Source organism: Comamonas aquatilis (assembly GCF_965139575.1).
Lineage (GTDB): Bacteria > Pseudomonadota > Gammaproteobacteria > Burkholderiales > Burkholderiaceae_C > Comamonas > Comamonas aquatilis.
In genome coordinates, this window is record NZ_CBCSIW010000015.1 from 65299 (window position 1) to 79795 (window position 14497).

Annotated in this window: 14 protein-coding genes and 1 riboswitch; of the genes, 8 read left to right on the forward strand and 6 right to left on the reverse strand. The window is 62.4% G+C overall.

From position 1 onward, the window contains the following. The first annotated feature begins 87 nt into the window (after window positions 1–87). On the forward strand, window positions 88–1653 hold the full coding sequence (gene murJ / locus ACNAZA_RS16210) for a murein biosynthesis integral membrane protein MurJ (protein WP_415797576.1): 1566 nt from the start codon (window positions 88–90) through the stop codon (window positions 1651–1653). A 110-nt stretch (window positions 1654–1763) separates the two neighbouring features. Further along, the gene (locus tag ACNAZA_RS16215; RefSeq protein ID WP_415797577.1) at window positions 1764–2612 is read left to right on the forward strand and encodes a SirB1 family protein; all 849 of its coding nucleotides are present in this window, start codon (window positions 1764–1766) and stop codon (window positions 2610–2612) included. Window positions 2613–2615: 3 nt separating this feature from the next. Here the strand turns inward: ACNAZA_RS16215 and ACNAZA_RS16220 are convergent, their stop codons facing one another. Both ACNAZA_RS16220 and purM read right to left on the reverse strand, forming a co-directional pair. Beyond that, window positions 2616–3677, reverse strand: coding sequence for an AI-2E family transporter (locus ACNAZA_RS16220; protein ID WP_415797578.1), 1062 nt, complete (start codon window positions 3675–3677; stop codon window positions 2616–2618). Between the two features lie 28 nt (window positions 3678–3705). Further along, window positions 3706–4758 carry a phosphoribosylformylglycinamidine cyclo-ligase gene (gene purM / locus ACNAZA_RS16225; protein WP_415797579.1) on the reverse strand — a complete coding sequence of 351 codons (1053 nt, stop codon included), beginning with the start codon at window positions 4756–4758 and terminating at the stop codon, window positions 3706–3708. A 343-nt stretch (window positions 4759–5101) separates the two neighbouring features. Here purM and hda point away from each other — a divergent pair, with 343 nt between their 5' ends. The 4 genes from hda to folK are packed head-to-tail and all read left to right on the forward strand — an operon-like array spanning window position 5102 to window position 8647. Then, window positions 5102–5800: a DnaA regulatory inactivator Hda gene (gene hda, locus ACNAZA_RS16230; protein ID WP_346427111.1), complete on the forward strand. Its 699-nt coding sequence runs from the start codon at window positions 5102–5104 to the stop codon at window positions 5798–5800. Between the two features lie 60 nt (window positions 5801–5860). Then, entirely contained in the window at window positions 5861–6565 is a 705-nt protein-coding gene (locus ACNAZA_RS16235) for an HAD family hydrolase (RefSeq protein WP_415797580.1), read from the forward strand. Continuing rightward, window positions 6562–8151: a polynucleotide adenylyltransferase PcnB gene (gene pcnB / locus ACNAZA_RS16240; RefSeq protein ID WP_415797581.1), complete on the forward strand. Its 1590-nt coding sequence runs from the start codon at window positions 6562–6564 to the stop codon at window positions 8149–8151. The genes ACNAZA_RS16235 and pcnB overlap by 4 nt, the downstream gene beginning before the upstream one ends. Further along, on the forward strand, window positions 8144–8647 hold the full coding sequence (folK, locus tag ACNAZA_RS16245; protein WP_415797582.1) for a 2-amino-4-hydroxy-6-hydroxymethyldihydropteridine diphosphokinase: 504 nt from the start codon (window positions 8144–8146) through the stop codon (window positions 8645–8647). The genes pcnB and folK overlap by 8 nt, the downstream gene beginning before the upstream one ends. Before the next feature lie 117 nt (window positions 8648–8764). Here folK and ACNAZA_RS16250 read toward each other — a convergent pair whose 3' ends face one another. After that, a complete protein-coding gene (locus ACNAZA_RS16250; RefSeq protein WP_415797583.1) occupies window positions 8765–9733 on the reverse strand; it encodes a Bug family tripartite tricarboxylate transporter substrate binding protein in 969 nt (322 codons plus the stop codon). A 120-nt stretch (window positions 9734–9853) separates the two neighbouring features. Beyond that, window positions 9854–10900 (reverse strand): CDP-6-deoxy-delta-3,4-glucoseen reductase, encoded by a 1047-nt coding sequence (locus tag ACNAZA_RS16255; RefSeq protein WP_415797584.1) that lies wholly within the window; start codon window positions 10898–10900, stop codon window positions 9854–9856. Window positions 10901–10995: 95 nt separating this feature from the next. Here ACNAZA_RS16255 and ACNAZA_RS16260 point away from each other — a divergent pair, with 95 nt between their 5' ends. Next, window positions 10996–11922 carry an SDR family oxidoreductase gene (locus ACNAZA_RS16260; RefSeq protein WP_415797585.1) on the forward strand — a complete coding sequence of 309 codons (927 nt, stop codon included), beginning with the start codon at window positions 10996–10998 and terminating at the stop codon, window positions 11920–11922. 5 nt (window positions 11923–11927) lie between these two features. Here ACNAZA_RS16260 and ACNAZA_RS16265 read toward each other — a convergent pair whose 3' ends face one another. Both ACNAZA_RS16265 and ACNAZA_RS16270 read right to left on the reverse strand, forming a co-directional pair. After that, window positions 11928–12617, reverse strand: coding sequence for a DUF4124 domain-containing protein (locus tag ACNAZA_RS16265; RefSeq protein ID WP_415797586.1), 690 nt, complete (start codon window positions 12615–12617; stop codon window positions 11928–11930). A 165-nt stretch (window positions 12618–12782) separates the two neighbouring features. Then, a complete protein-coding gene (locus tag ACNAZA_RS16270; RefSeq protein ID WP_415797587.1) occupies window positions 12783–13391 on the reverse strand; it encodes a hypothetical protein in 609 nt (202 codons plus the stop codon). Between the two features lie 249 nt (window positions 13392–13640). Continuing rightward, a riboswitch (FMN riboswitch) is annotated at window positions 13641–13799 on the forward strand. Window positions 13800–13897: 98 nt separating this feature from the next. On the opposite strand from ACNAZA_RS16270, the gene ACNAZA_RS16275 reads away from it, so the two are divergent. Continuing rightward, a complete protein-coding gene (locus tag ACNAZA_RS16275) occupies window positions 13898–14440 on the forward strand; it encodes a 6,7-dimethyl-8-ribityllumazine synthase (protein WP_120970202.1) in 543 nt (180 codons plus the stop codon). Window positions 14441–14497 lie beyond the last annotated feature (57 nt).

Sequence of the window (14497 nt, forward strand, 5' to 3'; positions counted from 1 at the left end):
TACAGAGTGCAAAACCGGCGCGGGTACTGGTTTCAAATGGCACAGATCGGCCAGCAGCCCTGGCTGCGAACGCATACACTTCGCTGCGTGTCACTGTTCAAAGCCGCCTCCACCGTATCCCTGCTGACGCTGGCCTCCCGTATTTCCGGGCTGGTGCGCGATCTGCTCATGGCCTCCATGTTCGGGGCCAATGCCCTGACAGATGCGTTCAATGTCGCATTCAGAATTCCCAACCTCTTCAGACGGCTTTTTGCCGAAGGTGCTTTCAGCCAGGCCTTTGTGCCCGTGCTGGCCGCCAGCAAGGCCAAGGAAGGCGAGGAGGCCACGCGCCAGCTCATCAACCATGTAGCCACCATTTTGTTCTGGGCTCTGGTCGTGGTCTGCGTGCTGGGCGTGATCGGCGCGCCGCTGCTGGTGTGGTTGCTGGCCAGCGGCATGCGCCAGGCGCCCGAGGGCTACCACGCTGCGGTGGTCATGACGCGCTGGATGTTTCCCTACATCGGTTTCATGTCGCTGGTGGCGCTGTCGGCTGGCATTCTCAATACCTGGAAGAAGTTCGCCGTGCCTGCGGCCACGCCGGTGTTGCTGAACCTGAGCATGATTGTGGCGGCCGTGTTTGCCGCGCCCTGGTTTGGCCGCCACGGCATCGAACCCATCTATGCCATGGCTGCGGGCGTGATGCTGGGCGGTGTGCTGCAACTGGGCGTGCAACTGCCGGCGCTGATGAAAATGGGCTTGATGCCGCGTATCGGCTTTACGCCCGGCTCCTTGCGGGAGGCCTGGGATGAAGCCGGCGTGCGCCGCATTCTTTCTCTCATGCTGCCTGCCTTGCTGGGCGTGGGCGTGGCCCAGATTTCGCTGATGATCAATACGCAGATTGCCTCGTACATGGCGACCGGCAGCGTGACCTGGCTGTTTTATGCCGATAGGCTGATGGAGTTCCCCACTTCGCTGCTGGGTGTGGCCCTGGGTGTGGTTCTGACCCCCCAGTTGGCGGCAGCCAAGGCGGCGGGCGATTTGCAGCGCTACTCCAATATGCTGGACTGGGGGCTGCGCCTGGTCGTGCTGCTGGCCGTGCCCTGTGCGGTGGGCTTGCTCACTTTTGCCACACCGCTGGTGGCGACGCTGTTTCACCGTGGCGCCCTGCAAGATCACGATGTGGGGCAGATTGCCCTGGCGCTGATCGGCTATGGCGTGGGCCTGCTGGGGCTGGTGGCCATCAAGGTGCTGGCTCCTGGCTATTACGCGAGTCAGGACATTCGCACGCCGGTCAAGATCGCCATTGCCGTGCTGATCATTACCCAGTTGCTCAATCTGGCTCTGGTGCCCTGGCTGGCGCATACGGGGCTGGCACTGTCCATCGGTCTGGCAGCACTGGTCAATGCCAGCTGGCTGCTGATAGGCCTGCTGCGCCGCGGCGTGTACATGCCCGGCCCTGGCTGGATCAAGCTGCTGGCACAGGTGACAGCCGCCAGCATCTTGCTGGCCGCGCTGCTGCTATGGGCCAGTCAGCACTTTGACTGGATAGGCATGCGTGCCCAGGGCTTGCAGCGTGCCGGCCTGCTGGCGGCGCTGATGCTGGCCGCTGCCGCTCTGTATTTTGGCGTGCTGCGGATTGCCGGTCTGAACCTGCGCCAGCTGCTGCGACGCTAATCTCAGCGGGATGTCCACTCATCAAAAAGTGAGCGCCATGCGCCTGTCCTATATGCGTGTTGGTGCAGTTCTGACTTGCAGTCAGGTTTAACTAGGCATACAAAGCGGCTATGAGCTGGACTATTGATGAGCACCCCACGGCCCTGCAGTACTTTGCTTCCCTGGTGCAAAGCGATGAAAACTTTGCGCTGATGGAAGCGGCCATCAGCATTGCCCAGGATGCCGAACCCGATCTGGACCTGCAAACCGTGGTGGCCGAGATGGACCGCCTACAGGTTCGCCTCCAGCAGCGCCTAGCCGGCGAGAGCGATGCGCTGCAAAAGCTTAGCCTGCTCAATCGATTCTTCTATGTTGAACTGGGTTTTGCCGGCAACCTCAACAACTATTACGACCCGGCCAATAGCTATATCCACCATGTGCTGCAAACGCGGCGCGGTATTCCCATCAGCGTGGCGCTGATCTGGCTGGAACTGGCAGCAAGCATCGATCTGCCGGTCGAAGGCATCAGCTTTCCCGGCCACTTCATGGTCAAGGTGTTGCTGCCCCAAGGGCAGGTGGTGCTGGATCCGCTTTCGGGCGAGTCCTTCTCTGCCAATCGCTTGTCGGAGCGGCTGCAGCCGTTTCTGGACGATGCCGGCATCACCTCCGACGAGGCTGCGCCTCTGGGGTTGTTTCTGCAATCGGCCAAGGCGCGCGACGTGGTGGAGCGCATGTTGCGCAATCTGCAGGAAATTCATCTGTCCCAGCGCAACTGGCCCATGCTGGTGGCCGTGCTCAACCGCCTGCTGCTGCTGCGCCCCGAGATGGCTGAGCTGTACCGCGATCGCGGTCTGGCTTATGCCGAGTGGGGTGTGGCGGATAGAGCGCTATTGGATCTGGAGCGCTATGCGCAGACAGCGCAAGGGCAAGAGGCGGTTTTTATTGAAAAAACCATGGAAAATTTGCGCAAGGAAGGCTGAGGCTTAGACCAGTCTGACAGCTTCCAGCTCTTTCTTGAGGTAGGCGTAGAACAGGGGCGCAGCCACCAGTCCGGCAGGGCCGAACACCGATTCGGCCACAAACATCACCGCCAGCAGCTCCCACACGCCCATATGGGTGCGCGTACCCACCACCTTGGCGTTGATCACGTATTCAGCCTTGTGAATCAGGATCAGAAAGCCCAGGCAGGCGGCAGCGGCCACTGGAGACACCGACAGACCCACCAGAGTGAGCACGGCATTGCACAGCAGATTGCCGACGATGGGGATGAGTCCGGCCAGAAAGGTCAGGGTGATCAGGGCCGGGGTATAGGGCAGCTCCAGCTTCCAGATGGGCAAAATGGCCAGCAGGAAGATGGAAGTCAGCAAGGTGTTGAAGGCCGCAATCCAGAACTGGGCCGCCACAATCTGCTTGAAGGCCAGACCAAAGTACAGAATGCGCTGCCTGAGCGCTTGCACCAGTGGCGGGCGGCGTGTGGAGATGGGGCGTACGGCAGCCAGGGCGCCGATGATCAGGCCTACATAGGCGTAAAGCAGGCCGGTCAGCCAGGCACGGCCTGCATGGGCCACCACACCGGCCTTGGCGGCCAGATAGGCGGCCAGCTTTTGCTGAATTTCCTCGGCGCCATGGGGCAGTTGGGCTCCCATGTCGGCAGGCAGCTTTTCACGCAACTCCAGCACCGTGGCGGCCAGATAGTTCAGCAACTCCTTGTACTGGGCAGGTGCTTCGGTGATGTAGGTGCGGGTGTGGGAGAGGGCGCCGCTGAGCAAGGCCAGGGGTGCCAGAATGACGATGGTGGTGGCCAGGACCTGCGCCCAACGCGGCAGCAGATTGTTCGCACGGGCACGCGGGTTGGCGCGGGCCAGCAGGCGCGAGAAGCTGCGTGTGAGCACAAAGCCCAGGCACACGCACAACAGGCCTGGCAGCAGGCCCTGGTGCATGACCAGCAGCAGCGCCGCCCCCATCAGAAGGTAACTGGCCAGAACCACCTTGGAAGAGGGTTCTGGTGAAGAGGTCACCAAGGCGGCGGGCAGATGCTGCGGCATGCGCGGTTTCAAAGGGTTGAACTAGGAGTTAGCGTACTTCAACCGCTTGGCCTTCGCCACGTTCTGCAATGGCACCGATGGTGTAGACCTTCTCGCCCAGCTCGGTCAGAGTGGCTGCCGTGGCTGCAGCGTCTTCGGCTGCCACCACCACCACCATGCCGATACCGTTGTTGAACGTGCGGTTCATTTCGATATCGTCAATGCCTGCGGTCTTTTGCAGCCAGGCAAACAGCTCGGTCTGTGGCCAACTGCCGGCCTTCAGGTGGGCGGCCGTGCCGTCGGGCAGCACGCGGGGAATGTTTTCCAGCAGACCGCCGCCGGTGATGTGGGCCAGGGCCTTGATGGGGTGCTTGTCCAGCGCAGCCAGCACGTTCTTCACGTACAGACGGGTAGGTTCCATGATGGCGGCCTTGAAGGGCTTGCCGTCCAGGGTCTCGGGCACCGTGCCTTGGGCTTCGGCGCGCTCGATGCACTTGCGCACCAGCGAGAAACCGTTGGAGTGCACGCCGTGCGAGGCCAGACCCAGCACCACATCGCCAGGCTTGACGTTCTGGCCGGTCAGGATCTTGGACTTTTCCACGGCACCCACGGCAAAACCAGCGAGGTCATATTCGCCAGCGGGGTACATGCCAGGCATTTCAGCGGTTTCGCCGCCGATCAGGGCGCAGCCAGACAGCTCGCAACCCTTGGCAATGCCGCCGACCACAGCTGCGGCGGTGTCCACATCCAGCTTGCCGCAGGCAAAGTAATCGAGGAAGAACAGGGGCTCGGCGCCTTGCACCAGCACGTCGTTCACACTCATGCCCACCAGGTCGATGCCCACGGTGTCATGCATATTCCACTCGAAAGCCAGCTTGAGCTTGGTGCCCACGCCATCGGTGCCGGAAACCAGCACAGGCTCCTTGTAGCGCTTGGGGACTTCGAACAGGGCGCCAAAACCGCCGATGCCGGCCATCACGCCTTCGCGCATGGTCTTCTTGGCCAAGGGCTTGATGCGTTCGACCAGTGCGTCGCCGGCGTCGATATCAACACCAGCGTCTTTGTAGGAAATGGGGGTAGAGGAGGATGCAGAAGAGCTCATCGATGAATCCGGTGCAGGTGTGCCCTGGGTGGGCTAGAACCCCGGGATTCTACGGCTCCTGCCGACTTGGTGTGCGGGCAAGGTGTAGCATCAAAGGGTTTTGCTGGACCAATGCCTATGGCGACGGCATGAGCGTGGTGTGGCGAAAACAGCGGCTTCGCAGCCAACAGGGCGCGGCGCAGACTAAAATCAGACATTTTCTATCTCCGCGATCCGGGCCACGAGGCCTTGCGCAGGACTTCCGTATTTCCCATCCATTGATGCTGCTGACGACATTTTTGCCTGACTCTGCTGCATGGGCCGCCTCGGGCCTAGGGAAGGGGGCGCTGCGCGTATGCCGCAGATGAAGCAGCTGGCCTTGAATATCAGCATGGCGTCGAGCCCGACGCTGTCGCGTTTCTTTGTCGGTCCGAATGCCGCAGTGATCGATCACTTGCGCCATTGGGTGGGCGACGGTCAGCTGCAACAATCGCGTACGCCGGTGCCCACCTATCTGTGGGGCGAGTCCGGGTCCGGAAAAACCCATTTGCTCAAGGCCGTGCGTGAAGCGCTGCGCGAGCAGGGCGCCATGGTGGGCTGGATGGATGCGAGCACAGGCTTTCCGCCAGAGTTTGACGAACGCTGGGCTGCCGTGCTGATGGATGATGTGGATCTCTACACGCCTTTGCAGCAGGCCCGGGCCTTCAACTGGTTTGTCAACGCCACCAGCCCCGCCACCGGTTCGCCGCGCTGGGTGCTGGGTGCGGGGCAACTGCCCGTGGCAGACCTGAAGCTGCGCGAGGATTTGCGCACCCGGCTGGGCTGGGGCCATGTGTTTCAACTGCAACTGCTCGATGAGCCGGCCCGCCGTGCGGTCTTGCGTCAGGAAGCCGACGTCCGCGGCGTTTTTCTGAGCGACGATGTCATGGATTACATGCTCAGGCGTTTCTCACGCGATCTGGGCAGTCTGATGCAACTGCTGGACATGCTGGACGGTTTTGCCTTGCGCAACAAGCGCGCCATCACCATCCCCTTGCTCAAGACCATGATGGAAACTGAGTGACGCCGCGTGTGTCGTATTTCGCTCTGGCGCTGCCGGAGCCTGTTTTTATGTTGGATTTGCATGTCGACTTCTTCTGATTTGCCGAACAAGCCCAAGCTGGCCTTGTTTGACCTGGATCACACGCTGCTGCCGCTGGATTCCGACCATGGCTGGGGCGAGTTTTCCATTGCCATTGGCTGGTGCGACCGCGAAGCGTTTGGCCGCCAGAATGACGCCTTCTTTGCCGACTACCAGGCCGGTCAGCTCAATGTGCCCGACTACGTGCGCTTTGCCACGGCCGCCGTGGTGGAGCGCGGTCAGCAAGCGTCCGACGCAGCGCACCAGCGTTTCATGGACGAGGTGATCCGGCCTGCCATGCAGCCTGCTGCAATGCAGCTGGTGCAGCAGCACCTGGATGCAGGCGACACCGTGGTCATTACTTCGGCGACCAATGAATTTGTGACCCGTCCGATTGCGCAGGCCTTTGGCGTGCAACACCTGCTGGCTACGGAACTGGTGCGCGATGCGAGCGGCTGGTTTACGGGCGAGATCGAAGGCATACCCAATATGCGCGAAGGCAAGGTGCAGCGCATGCAGCAGTGGCTGGCAGACCGGGACCTGACCTGGGATGGCGTGGAAACCACTTTTTACAGTGACTCGTGGAACGATGTGCCGCTTCTGGAGCGTGTCAATCATCCCGTGGCCACCAACCCCGATGAGCGGTTGCGAGCTTTGGCTCAGGAACGCGGCTGGCGCATCGTGGACTTATTTAGCAAAGCACCATGATCAAAACGTTTATCGACAAGCTGCTGGGCAAAGAGCCCTCGGCCACACGTTCGCGCAAGCCCAAGTTCGGCAAGCGCGACGAGGTTCCGGTGCAAGTGCACGGCATTGACCCCAATCTGGTGGACCACCGTGCCGTGGATGTGGTGCAGACCTTGAAGGATGAGGGCTACGAGGCCTACATCGTGGGTGGTGCGGTGCGCGATCTGCTGCTGGGCTTGCGCCCCAAGGATTTCGACGTGGCCACCAATGCCACGCCCGAGCAGGTCAAAAGCCTGTTTCGCCGTGCCTTCATCATCGGCAAGCGCTTTCGCATCGTACACGTGGTCTACGGCCGCGGGCGCGAGAACGAAGTCATCGAAGTCTCCACTTTCCGCGCCTTTCTGGACAACAGTGCTGCCGAAGCCGTGAGCGGCAACGAACGTACCAGCAAAGTCCAGCTGGCCAGCATGAAGCATGCGGTGGATGCCAGCGGCCGTGTGCTGCGCGACAACGTCTGGGGTCCGCAGGACCAGGACGCCACGCGCCGGGACTTCACCATCAATGCCATGTATTACGACCCTGAGACACAGATCGTGGTCGACTATCACGGCGGCATTGCCGATGCCAAGAAAAAAGTGCTGCGCATGATTGGCGACCCGGCCACGCGCTATCGCGAAGACCCGGTGCGCATCATCCGCGCCGTGCGCTTTGCAGCCAAGCTGGCGGGCAAGGGATTCAAACTCGATGCCAAGACGGCCAAGCCGCTGGTGGAATGTGAGCCCTTGCTCAACGATGTGCCGCAAAGCCGTTTGTTTGACGAAATGCTCAAGCTGCTGCAGACCGGCCATGCCATTGCCTCGGTAGAGCAGTTGAAGGCTCTGGGTCTGTCGCGCGGCATCTATCCCTTGCTGGACGTGGTCATGGAGCGTGCAGACCACCCGTTTGTGCAGGCCGCCCTGATCGATACCGATCGCCGCGTGGGCGAAGGCAAGCCCGTGGCGCCCAGCTTTCTGCTGGCCTGCGTACTCTGGCAGGACGTGAAGACCGGCTGGGAAAAGCGTCTGGCCAAGGGCTCGCATCCCTTCCCCGCGCTGCAGGAGTCGATTGACGAAGTGTTTGACGCGCGCATTGGCGATGTGTCCGGCCGCGGCAAGCTGGCGGCGGACATGCGGGAAATCTGGGTCATGCAGCCGCGCTTTGACAAGCGCACCGGCGCCACCCCGCTCTCCCTGGTGGCGCAGCCACGTTTCCGTGCCGGTTTTGACTTTTTGCGCCTGCGTGCCGATGTGGGCGAGATTGAGGAAAGCCTAGCCGCCTGGTGGCAGGAGTTCCAGCAGGCCAATGACGCCGTGCGCGAAGACCTGATTGCCCAGGCCCGCGATGAGCAGCGTGCCCGTCAGCGTGCCCAGCAATCGAGCACAGCCAAGGCGCCGCGTGCGCCTCGTGCCAAGGCGGTACGTGAAGAAGGTGCTGTGGCTGATTCCGCAGAACCGGCCATGCTGGATCAGGTAGCGGCTGAGAATGGAGGTGCTCCCAAGAAGCGCCGCCGCCGTCGCCGCAAGCCTGCCGGCGCCGAGGGTGCTGGCAGCAGCGGCGGCAATGAGTAAGCCCCTGGCCGTACTGCCCCCGAATACGGTGGCGGTGGGCTTGGGCGCCAATCTGGGCGATGCGGGCCAGGTGCTGCGTGAAGCGGTGCAGGCCATGGCCCGCTTGCCTCAGACACAGTTGCTGGCAGTGTCTTCGCTCTACAGCACGGCACCCGTGGATTCTTCTGGCCCCGACTATCTGAATGCCTTGGCCTTGGTCGAGACGCAGCAGGCGCCGCTGGAGTTTCTCCATGCGCTGCAGGCATTGGAGCTGGCCGCCGGCCGCGAGCGGCCTTACCGCAATGCGCCGCGCACGCTGGATCTGGACATCGAACTCTGGGCAGACTGGCAGTCCGATGCTGCCGAGCTGCTCGTGCCCCATCCGCGCATGTGGGAGCGGGCGTTTGTGCTGGTTCCGCTGGCCGAAGTCGCACCGCAGTGTGTGAGTGCCGCGCAGCTGCAAGCCGTGGCCGACCAGTGCATAGCGCTCAAGGCCGGCCCCGATTGGTGGCGCTGAGAATTTATTCCTGATTTAATAGCTGCTTGCGCTTGCCCATAAAGCGCTGGATGCCAAAAACATCAAAGCCCCGTGGCCTTGCAGCAACGGGGCTTTTTGCTGGCTGGCGCCGGCGTATCAGTCCACCTTGGCGCCGGAGGCCTTGACGATGGGCTGGTACTTGGCGCGTTCGGCGGCCATGAACTTGTCGAACTCGGCGGGTGTGGAGCCCACGGGTTCGGCCATCAGCGTGTTGAAGCGGGTCTTGGTCTCGGGGGCGTTTAGGGCGTCGTTGAAGGCCTTGCTCAGCTTGTCCAGCACCGGCTTGGGTGTGCCGGCAGGAGCCACCAGACCCCACCAGGTGTCGATGGAGAAACCGGGGTAGGTCTTGGACAGGGGAGGCACGCCGGGCAGCAGTGGTGTGGCATTGAGCGATGTCACGGCCAGCGCCTTGAGCTTGCCGCTCTTGATATTGGGTGCGGCGGCAGCCAGGTTGTCGATGTTGAAATCCACCTCGCCCGACAGCAGGGCCAGCTGTGCCGGATTGGCGCCACGGTAAGGCACGTGCAGGGCAAAAATACCGGCTTTCTGCTTGAGCATCTCGCCGGCCAGATGGCCGGCCGAGCCGTTGCCGCCGCTGCCGTAGTTGAGCTTGGCAGGATGGCTTTTGGCGTAGGCGATCAAATCGGCCACGCTGTGGATCTTGAGCTGCTCGGCCTTGGCCGCATTCATCACCAGCACATTGGGCACGCGCACCATTTGCGTGATGCCGGCAAAATCCTTGCCCGCGTCGTAGGGCATCTTGGAATAGAGCCAAGGATTGACGGCGTGCGTGGCCGTGGCTGCCAGGCCTATGGTCATGCCATCGGGGGTGGCCTTGGCCACGGCATCGGCACCGATGTTGCCGCCGGCTCCGGCCTTGTTGTCGATGATGACCACGCCCAGAGAATCACGCACCCGCTCGGCCAGTGCGCGCGAGGTGATGTCCAGAGGACCTCCGGGCGCATAGGGCACGATCAGACGGATGGGTTCTTGGGCCAGGGCAAGAGGAGAGGCCAAGGCAGCTGCGGCCGCCATGACCGAGAGAAGGCTGTTTCTACGGTTCATGGCTGAGTATTGTGCAAAAAATTGCAACCCTAGCGGTGGGCGCAGTTATTGAGGCAGGAAAACTGCGCGCAAACCCTGGTTCGAGAAGCTTTGGCTCCAGGGTGTGCTTGAAGGCGCTGTTTACTTGTCGGCTTCGGAAGTGAAAGCGTCGGCGAAGAACTCCTCTTCCGGCAGGCCGCGATCCTTGATGTAGGCGCTGCGGGCCGAATCCACCACCACGGGTGCGCCGCAGGCATAGACCTGATGGCCGGAGAGATCGGCAAAGTCGTCGAGCACGGCCTGGTGCACAAAACCGGTGCGGCCCGTCCAGGCGTCCTCGGCCTGGGCATTCGAGACCACGGGCACGTACTGGAACTGGGGCATGTCGGCCGTGTGCTCGGCAATCCAGCTGGCGTAGTACAGATCTTCCGGGCGACGGCCACCCCAGTACAGCGAAGTGGGACGGTTGATGCCCTTGTGGCGCATGTGCTCGATCAGTGCCTTGATGGGCGCAAAACCGGTGCCCGAGGCCAGCAAGATGATGGGCTTGTCCGAATCCTCGCGCAGGAAGAAGCTGCCGAACGGGCCTTCCACGCGCAAAATTTCCTTTTCCTTCATGGCGCCGAACACATGGTCGGTGAACTTACCACCGGGCATGTGGCGGATATGCAGCTCGATGCCGGGTGCGGTTTCCTGCACATGGGGTGCCGTGGCCATGGAGTAGGCGCGACGTGAACCGTCGCGCAGTATGAATTCCACATACTGACCAGCGTGGTAGCGGAATTTTTCGCTGGCCGGCAACTGCAGGCCCACTTGCATCACGTCAGACGATTTCTTTTCCAGACCCGATACGCGCACCGGCATCTTCTTGATGGGGAACGAGCTGGCATCGGTCACCTGGCGCGACTCCAGCACCACGGGTGTGTGAGGCGTAGCGCAGCAGGTCAGCACATAGCCGGCGGCCTCTTCCTCGGCAGACAAGGCCTTGTCGGAGTGCGCACCGTGGCTCACTTCGCCGCTCAGCTTTTTGCACTTGCAGGAGCCGCAGGCACCATCCTTGCAGCCATAGGGCAGGCCTACGCCGGTGCGTATGGCGGCGGCCAGAATGGTTTCGGCGCCCTGAGTGGCAAATGTACGGCCGCTGGGCTGAACGGTGATCTCGTAAGAGGCGTGGGCAATCTCGGTCATGACGTTTTTGGTTATCCTTGAACGCGTTTCTCGTAGTCATGCCTCTGCCGCAACCGCAGCAGCGTGGATGACCACCTACGCAGCAGGTCTCAATTTTGCCCTCAAATCAAAACCCATTGGGCGCGCTGCCGGCGCGCTTTCGTCGTGAACGTGTGCTCATCATCGGATGTGGCGATGTGGGGCAGCGCGCTGCACGGGTGCTGCAGCCGGCCGGTCGCAGCGGCCGCGGCGTGGCCCTGCTGGCGCTGACACGCGATACCAGTCGTCAGGATGCGCTGCGCTCCAAGGGCATCCGCCCTTTGCTGGGTGATCTGGATCAGCCCGCCACGCTGCGCCGCCTGGCCGGTATTGCCACACGGGTGCTGCATCTGGCCCCGCCGCCCAGCACGCCGGGACTGGCGCTGGATCCACGCACCATGGCCTTGCTGCAGGTGCTGCGCTTGCGCAGCCTGCCTTTCAGTCTGGTGTATGGCTCGACTTCGGGGGTCTATGGGGACTGTCAGGGGCAATGGGTGGCCGAGTCCCGCTCGGTCGCGCCTGCCACCGAGCGGGGGCTGCGCCGGGTGAATGCGGAGCGGGCCGTGCGTTTCGCTGGCCTGCGCGCCAGCATCCTGCGCATTCCCGGCATCTACGCTCCGGATCGGGAAGGCGGCACACCGCGCGCGCGATTGTTGCGTGGCACGCAGGTGCTGCAAGCCGATGACGATGTCTATACCAACCATATCCATGCCGACGATCTGGCCCGCGCCTGCGTGCTGGCCTTGTGGCGCGGCAAGGCCCAGCGTATCTATCACGTCAGTGACGACACGCAGCTCAAGATGGGGGATTACTTCGACCTGGCGGCCGATCTGTACGGTTTGCCGCGCCCGCCGCGCATTGCGCGCGAACTGGCTGCGACAGCGCTTCCCGCCACGCTGCTCAGCTTCATGAGCGAGTCGCGCAGAATGCGTAACCAGCGGCTCAAGACCGAGTTGCGTCTGGCGCTGCGCTATCCCACGGTGCTCCAAGGGCTGAAGGAGTAGCCCACTCAGGGAATGGGGTGCACGCCGCCTCGGTCGTCATAGCAACGGAACACATTGCAGTTGACGATTTTGGCCGGGGGGAGCGACGGCACAGGTCGTAACGGAGGACGCGGATGGGGCCGTCCGTAGCCAAACTGCGGGCGGTTGATGGTATTGGGCTGCAGCGCCCGCGTTTGCTGCAACTGTTGATAGGCTGCTGCGCCCAGGCAGCTCATTTCCATCTGCTGCTGGGCGGCCTGGCTGCGCTCGCCCCAGGTGGCCGGGTCCGGATTGGCTTCGGCAAGTATGCTGTTCAAGCGTTCCCTGGCCTGTCTGCAGGCGGGGGTGTTTTCCAGGTTGCCGCTTTGTGCCTGGGCTTTTTCTTGCGCAGCGCGCTCTTTGCGTTCCTGCTCCTCGCGCTGGCGGCGCTGGGCTTCGTCACGCGCTATCTCGGCCTTGCTGCGTTCACGGGCGGCGGCGGCCTCGGCACGCTCTCTGGCAATCTCCTCGGCACTGCGCGGGGCCTGCACCAGTTGCGCCGCCTCGCCAGCCAGACAGCTGCCATTGGTATAGGTGACTTCGCCGGTTTTGGCATCGGTGCAGCGCATCACCTGAGCTTGCACGGGTGCGGCCAGACAGAGTGCCGCAGCCCATGCCGCCCAAACCAGTTTTGACGCAAAGACCGAACGGCGAGAGGAAATTTGAGAGGTCACCATATCAAACCGTAGGAGTTTGGAATGCACTGTCATGGCTCAATTTCTCTGAGCTCGCCTTCAATGCCTGCAAATTATGGTGTGCTTGCCGTAAAAATAAAAACGGCTTCAAGTCCGCCGACTCGGGATGGCTGCAGCCGGTGGTCTCAGTCCCGTTGGCAGATCTTGTCAGCGCCAGTCTCCGCGCGGAGGCACTACATGTGGAGGGCGGTTTTCGCGACGCTCTGGCTCCTGCTGTTGCGGGCGATTCTGGCGCTCCTGATCGCGCTGCATCCACTGCTGACCGCGTTGACTTTGCTGTTGTTGGCGCTCACGTTCACGTTCACGCTCGCGGCGCTGCTGTTCCTGCATGCGTTTCTGGTCGCGCTGCATTTGCTGCTGATCGCGTAGTTGCTGGGCGCGGTCGCGCTCCTGCTGACGCTGCCATTGCTCGCGTTCGCGAAATTGCTGCTGCCGCTCCCGGTTGATTTCACGTTCACGGGCCAGTTCCCATTGGCGGCGATCTCGCTCGCGCTCAAAGGCATTCCAGTCAGGGCGCTCACGATAAACCGGGTAAGCCGGGTAGACCGGCTGTGCGCCGTAAATCGTGGTGGTGGAGACGCTGCCGCTATAACCTGAGCCGTAGCCACCGCCATAGCCTGAGCCATAACTGCCGCCGTAGCCGGAGTCGTATCCAGACGGCACCGCACAGGCCGCAGTCAAAGCAACCAGGCCGACGGCTGCCGCAAGGCGGGCCGCTCGGCTGGTGATCACGCGGGAAATCAAGGCCTGGTTCATGGGTATGTCTCTAGGGGTTGCGGCCCGACAAAAGCAGACCGCTTATGTGTTGTCTAACGCTTGAGGCGGGCAGTCAGTTGACCTGGGCGGTCTGGCGAGCCAAGAGGCTTGGGTGCGTCGAGTGCATGCTTGCGGCTGACGCCGGGGTGACCCTGATGGCCGAATCGGTGCAAAAGCATGGCTAGAATGGTTTCGTTTTCCGCAAATTGCAGGCCGCATCTCGGTGACCTGCTCCGATTTTGCGGAGCAAAGCGTTCTCAGGGCGGGGCGAAATTCCCCACCGGCGGTATCTGCAGCCCGACTGCAGCAGCCCGCGAGCGCCTGCAGGCCCGGCCAGGGTCTGCAGGGTCAGCAGATCTGGTGAGATGCCAGAGCCGACGGTCATAGTCCGGATGAAAGAGACCGCGCAGCACTTTTCATGCAGGGTGCGCAATCGCTTGCGCTGCCGCATGGCGGGATGTCTGTGCACGCCCTGATTCATTGGCCATATCGATTGAAGGCAAACCATGAATCAGACCCCTATCTCCATGAATTTCGAAACTCACGCCACTTCGCAGGGCACTCCCTGGAAGGCCGTGGCCAGCCGCAGCCGCATTGCGGTCATCAGTGCCAGCTGGCACACCGATGTGGTGCATCAGGCCCGCGACTCCGCCCATGCCGAGTTGCAGGCGCAGGGCGTGCCGGCCGCCAATATTCAGCATTTCAACGTGCCCGGCGCGTTCGAGATTCCGCTCTTGGCCAAGAAGCTGGTGCAAAGCGGCCGCTTTGATGCGGTGATTGCCTGTGCGCTCATCGTCAACGGCGGCATCTACCGCCACGAATTCGTGACCACGGCGGTGATTGACGGCCTGATGCGGGTGCAGCTGGATTCGGAAGTGCCGGTGTTCTCGGCCGTGCTCACGCCGCGCGACTTTCATGAGCACGGCGATCATGTGGAGTTCTTCCGTCAGCATTTTGTGAAAAAAGGCGTGGAAGTCTCCCATGCCTGCCTGGCCGCGCTGGAGCAACTGGCCCAGGTCGAGGCTCTGGGCCAGGCCAAGGCTGCCTGAGTCCGGATCGCTTGAGGCCGCTGTCTTGCTGCCGCGCATGACTCCGGCGTGGCGGCC

Coding starts and splice junctions, on each gene's coding strand:
- ACNAZA_RS16215 (WP_415797577.1), top strand. CDS start 1,764: ATGAGCTGGACTATTGATGAGCACCCCACGGCCCTGCAGTACTTTGCT.
- ACNAZA_RS16220 (WP_415797578.1), bottom strand. CDS start 3,677: ATGCCGCAGCATCTGCCCGCCGCCTTGGTGACCTCTTCACCAGAACCC.
- purM (WP_415797579.1), bottom strand. CDS start 4,758: ATGAGCTCTTCTGCATCCTCCTCTACCCCCATTTCCTACAAAGACGCT.
- hda (WP_346427111.1), top strand. CDS start 5,102: ATGAAGCAGCTGGCCTTGAATATCAGCATGGCGTCGAGCCCGACGCTG.
- ACNAZA_RS16235 (WP_415797580.1), top strand. CDS start 5,861: ATGTCGACTTCTTCTGATTTGCCGAACAAGCCCAAGCTGGCCTTGTTT.
- pcnB (WP_415797581.1), top strand. CDS start 6,562: ATGATCAAAACGTTTATCGACAAGCTGCTGGGCAAAGAGCCCTCGGCC.
- folK (WP_415797582.1), top strand. CDS start 8,144: ATGAGTAAGCCCCTGGCCGTACTGCCCCCGAATACGGTGGCGGTGGGC.
- ACNAZA_RS16250 (WP_415797583.1), bottom strand. CDS start 9,733: ATGAACCGTAGAAACAGCCTTCTCTCGGTCATGGCGGCCGCAGCTGCC.
- ACNAZA_RS16255 (WP_415797584.1), bottom strand. CDS start 10,900: ATGACCGAGATTGCCCACGCCTCTTACGAGATCACCGTTCAGCCCAGC.
- ACNAZA_RS16265 (WP_415797586.1), bottom strand. CDS start 12,617: ATGGTGACCTCTCAAATTTCCTCTCGCCGTTCGGTCTTTGCGTCAAAA.
- ACNAZA_RS16270 (WP_415797587.1), bottom strand. CDS start 13,391: ATGAACCAGGCCTTGATTTCCCGCGTGATCACCAGCCGAGCGGCCCGC.
- ACNAZA_RS16275 (WP_120970202.1), top strand. CDS start 13,898: ATGAATCAGACCCCTATCTCCATGAATTTCGAAACTCACGCCACTTCG.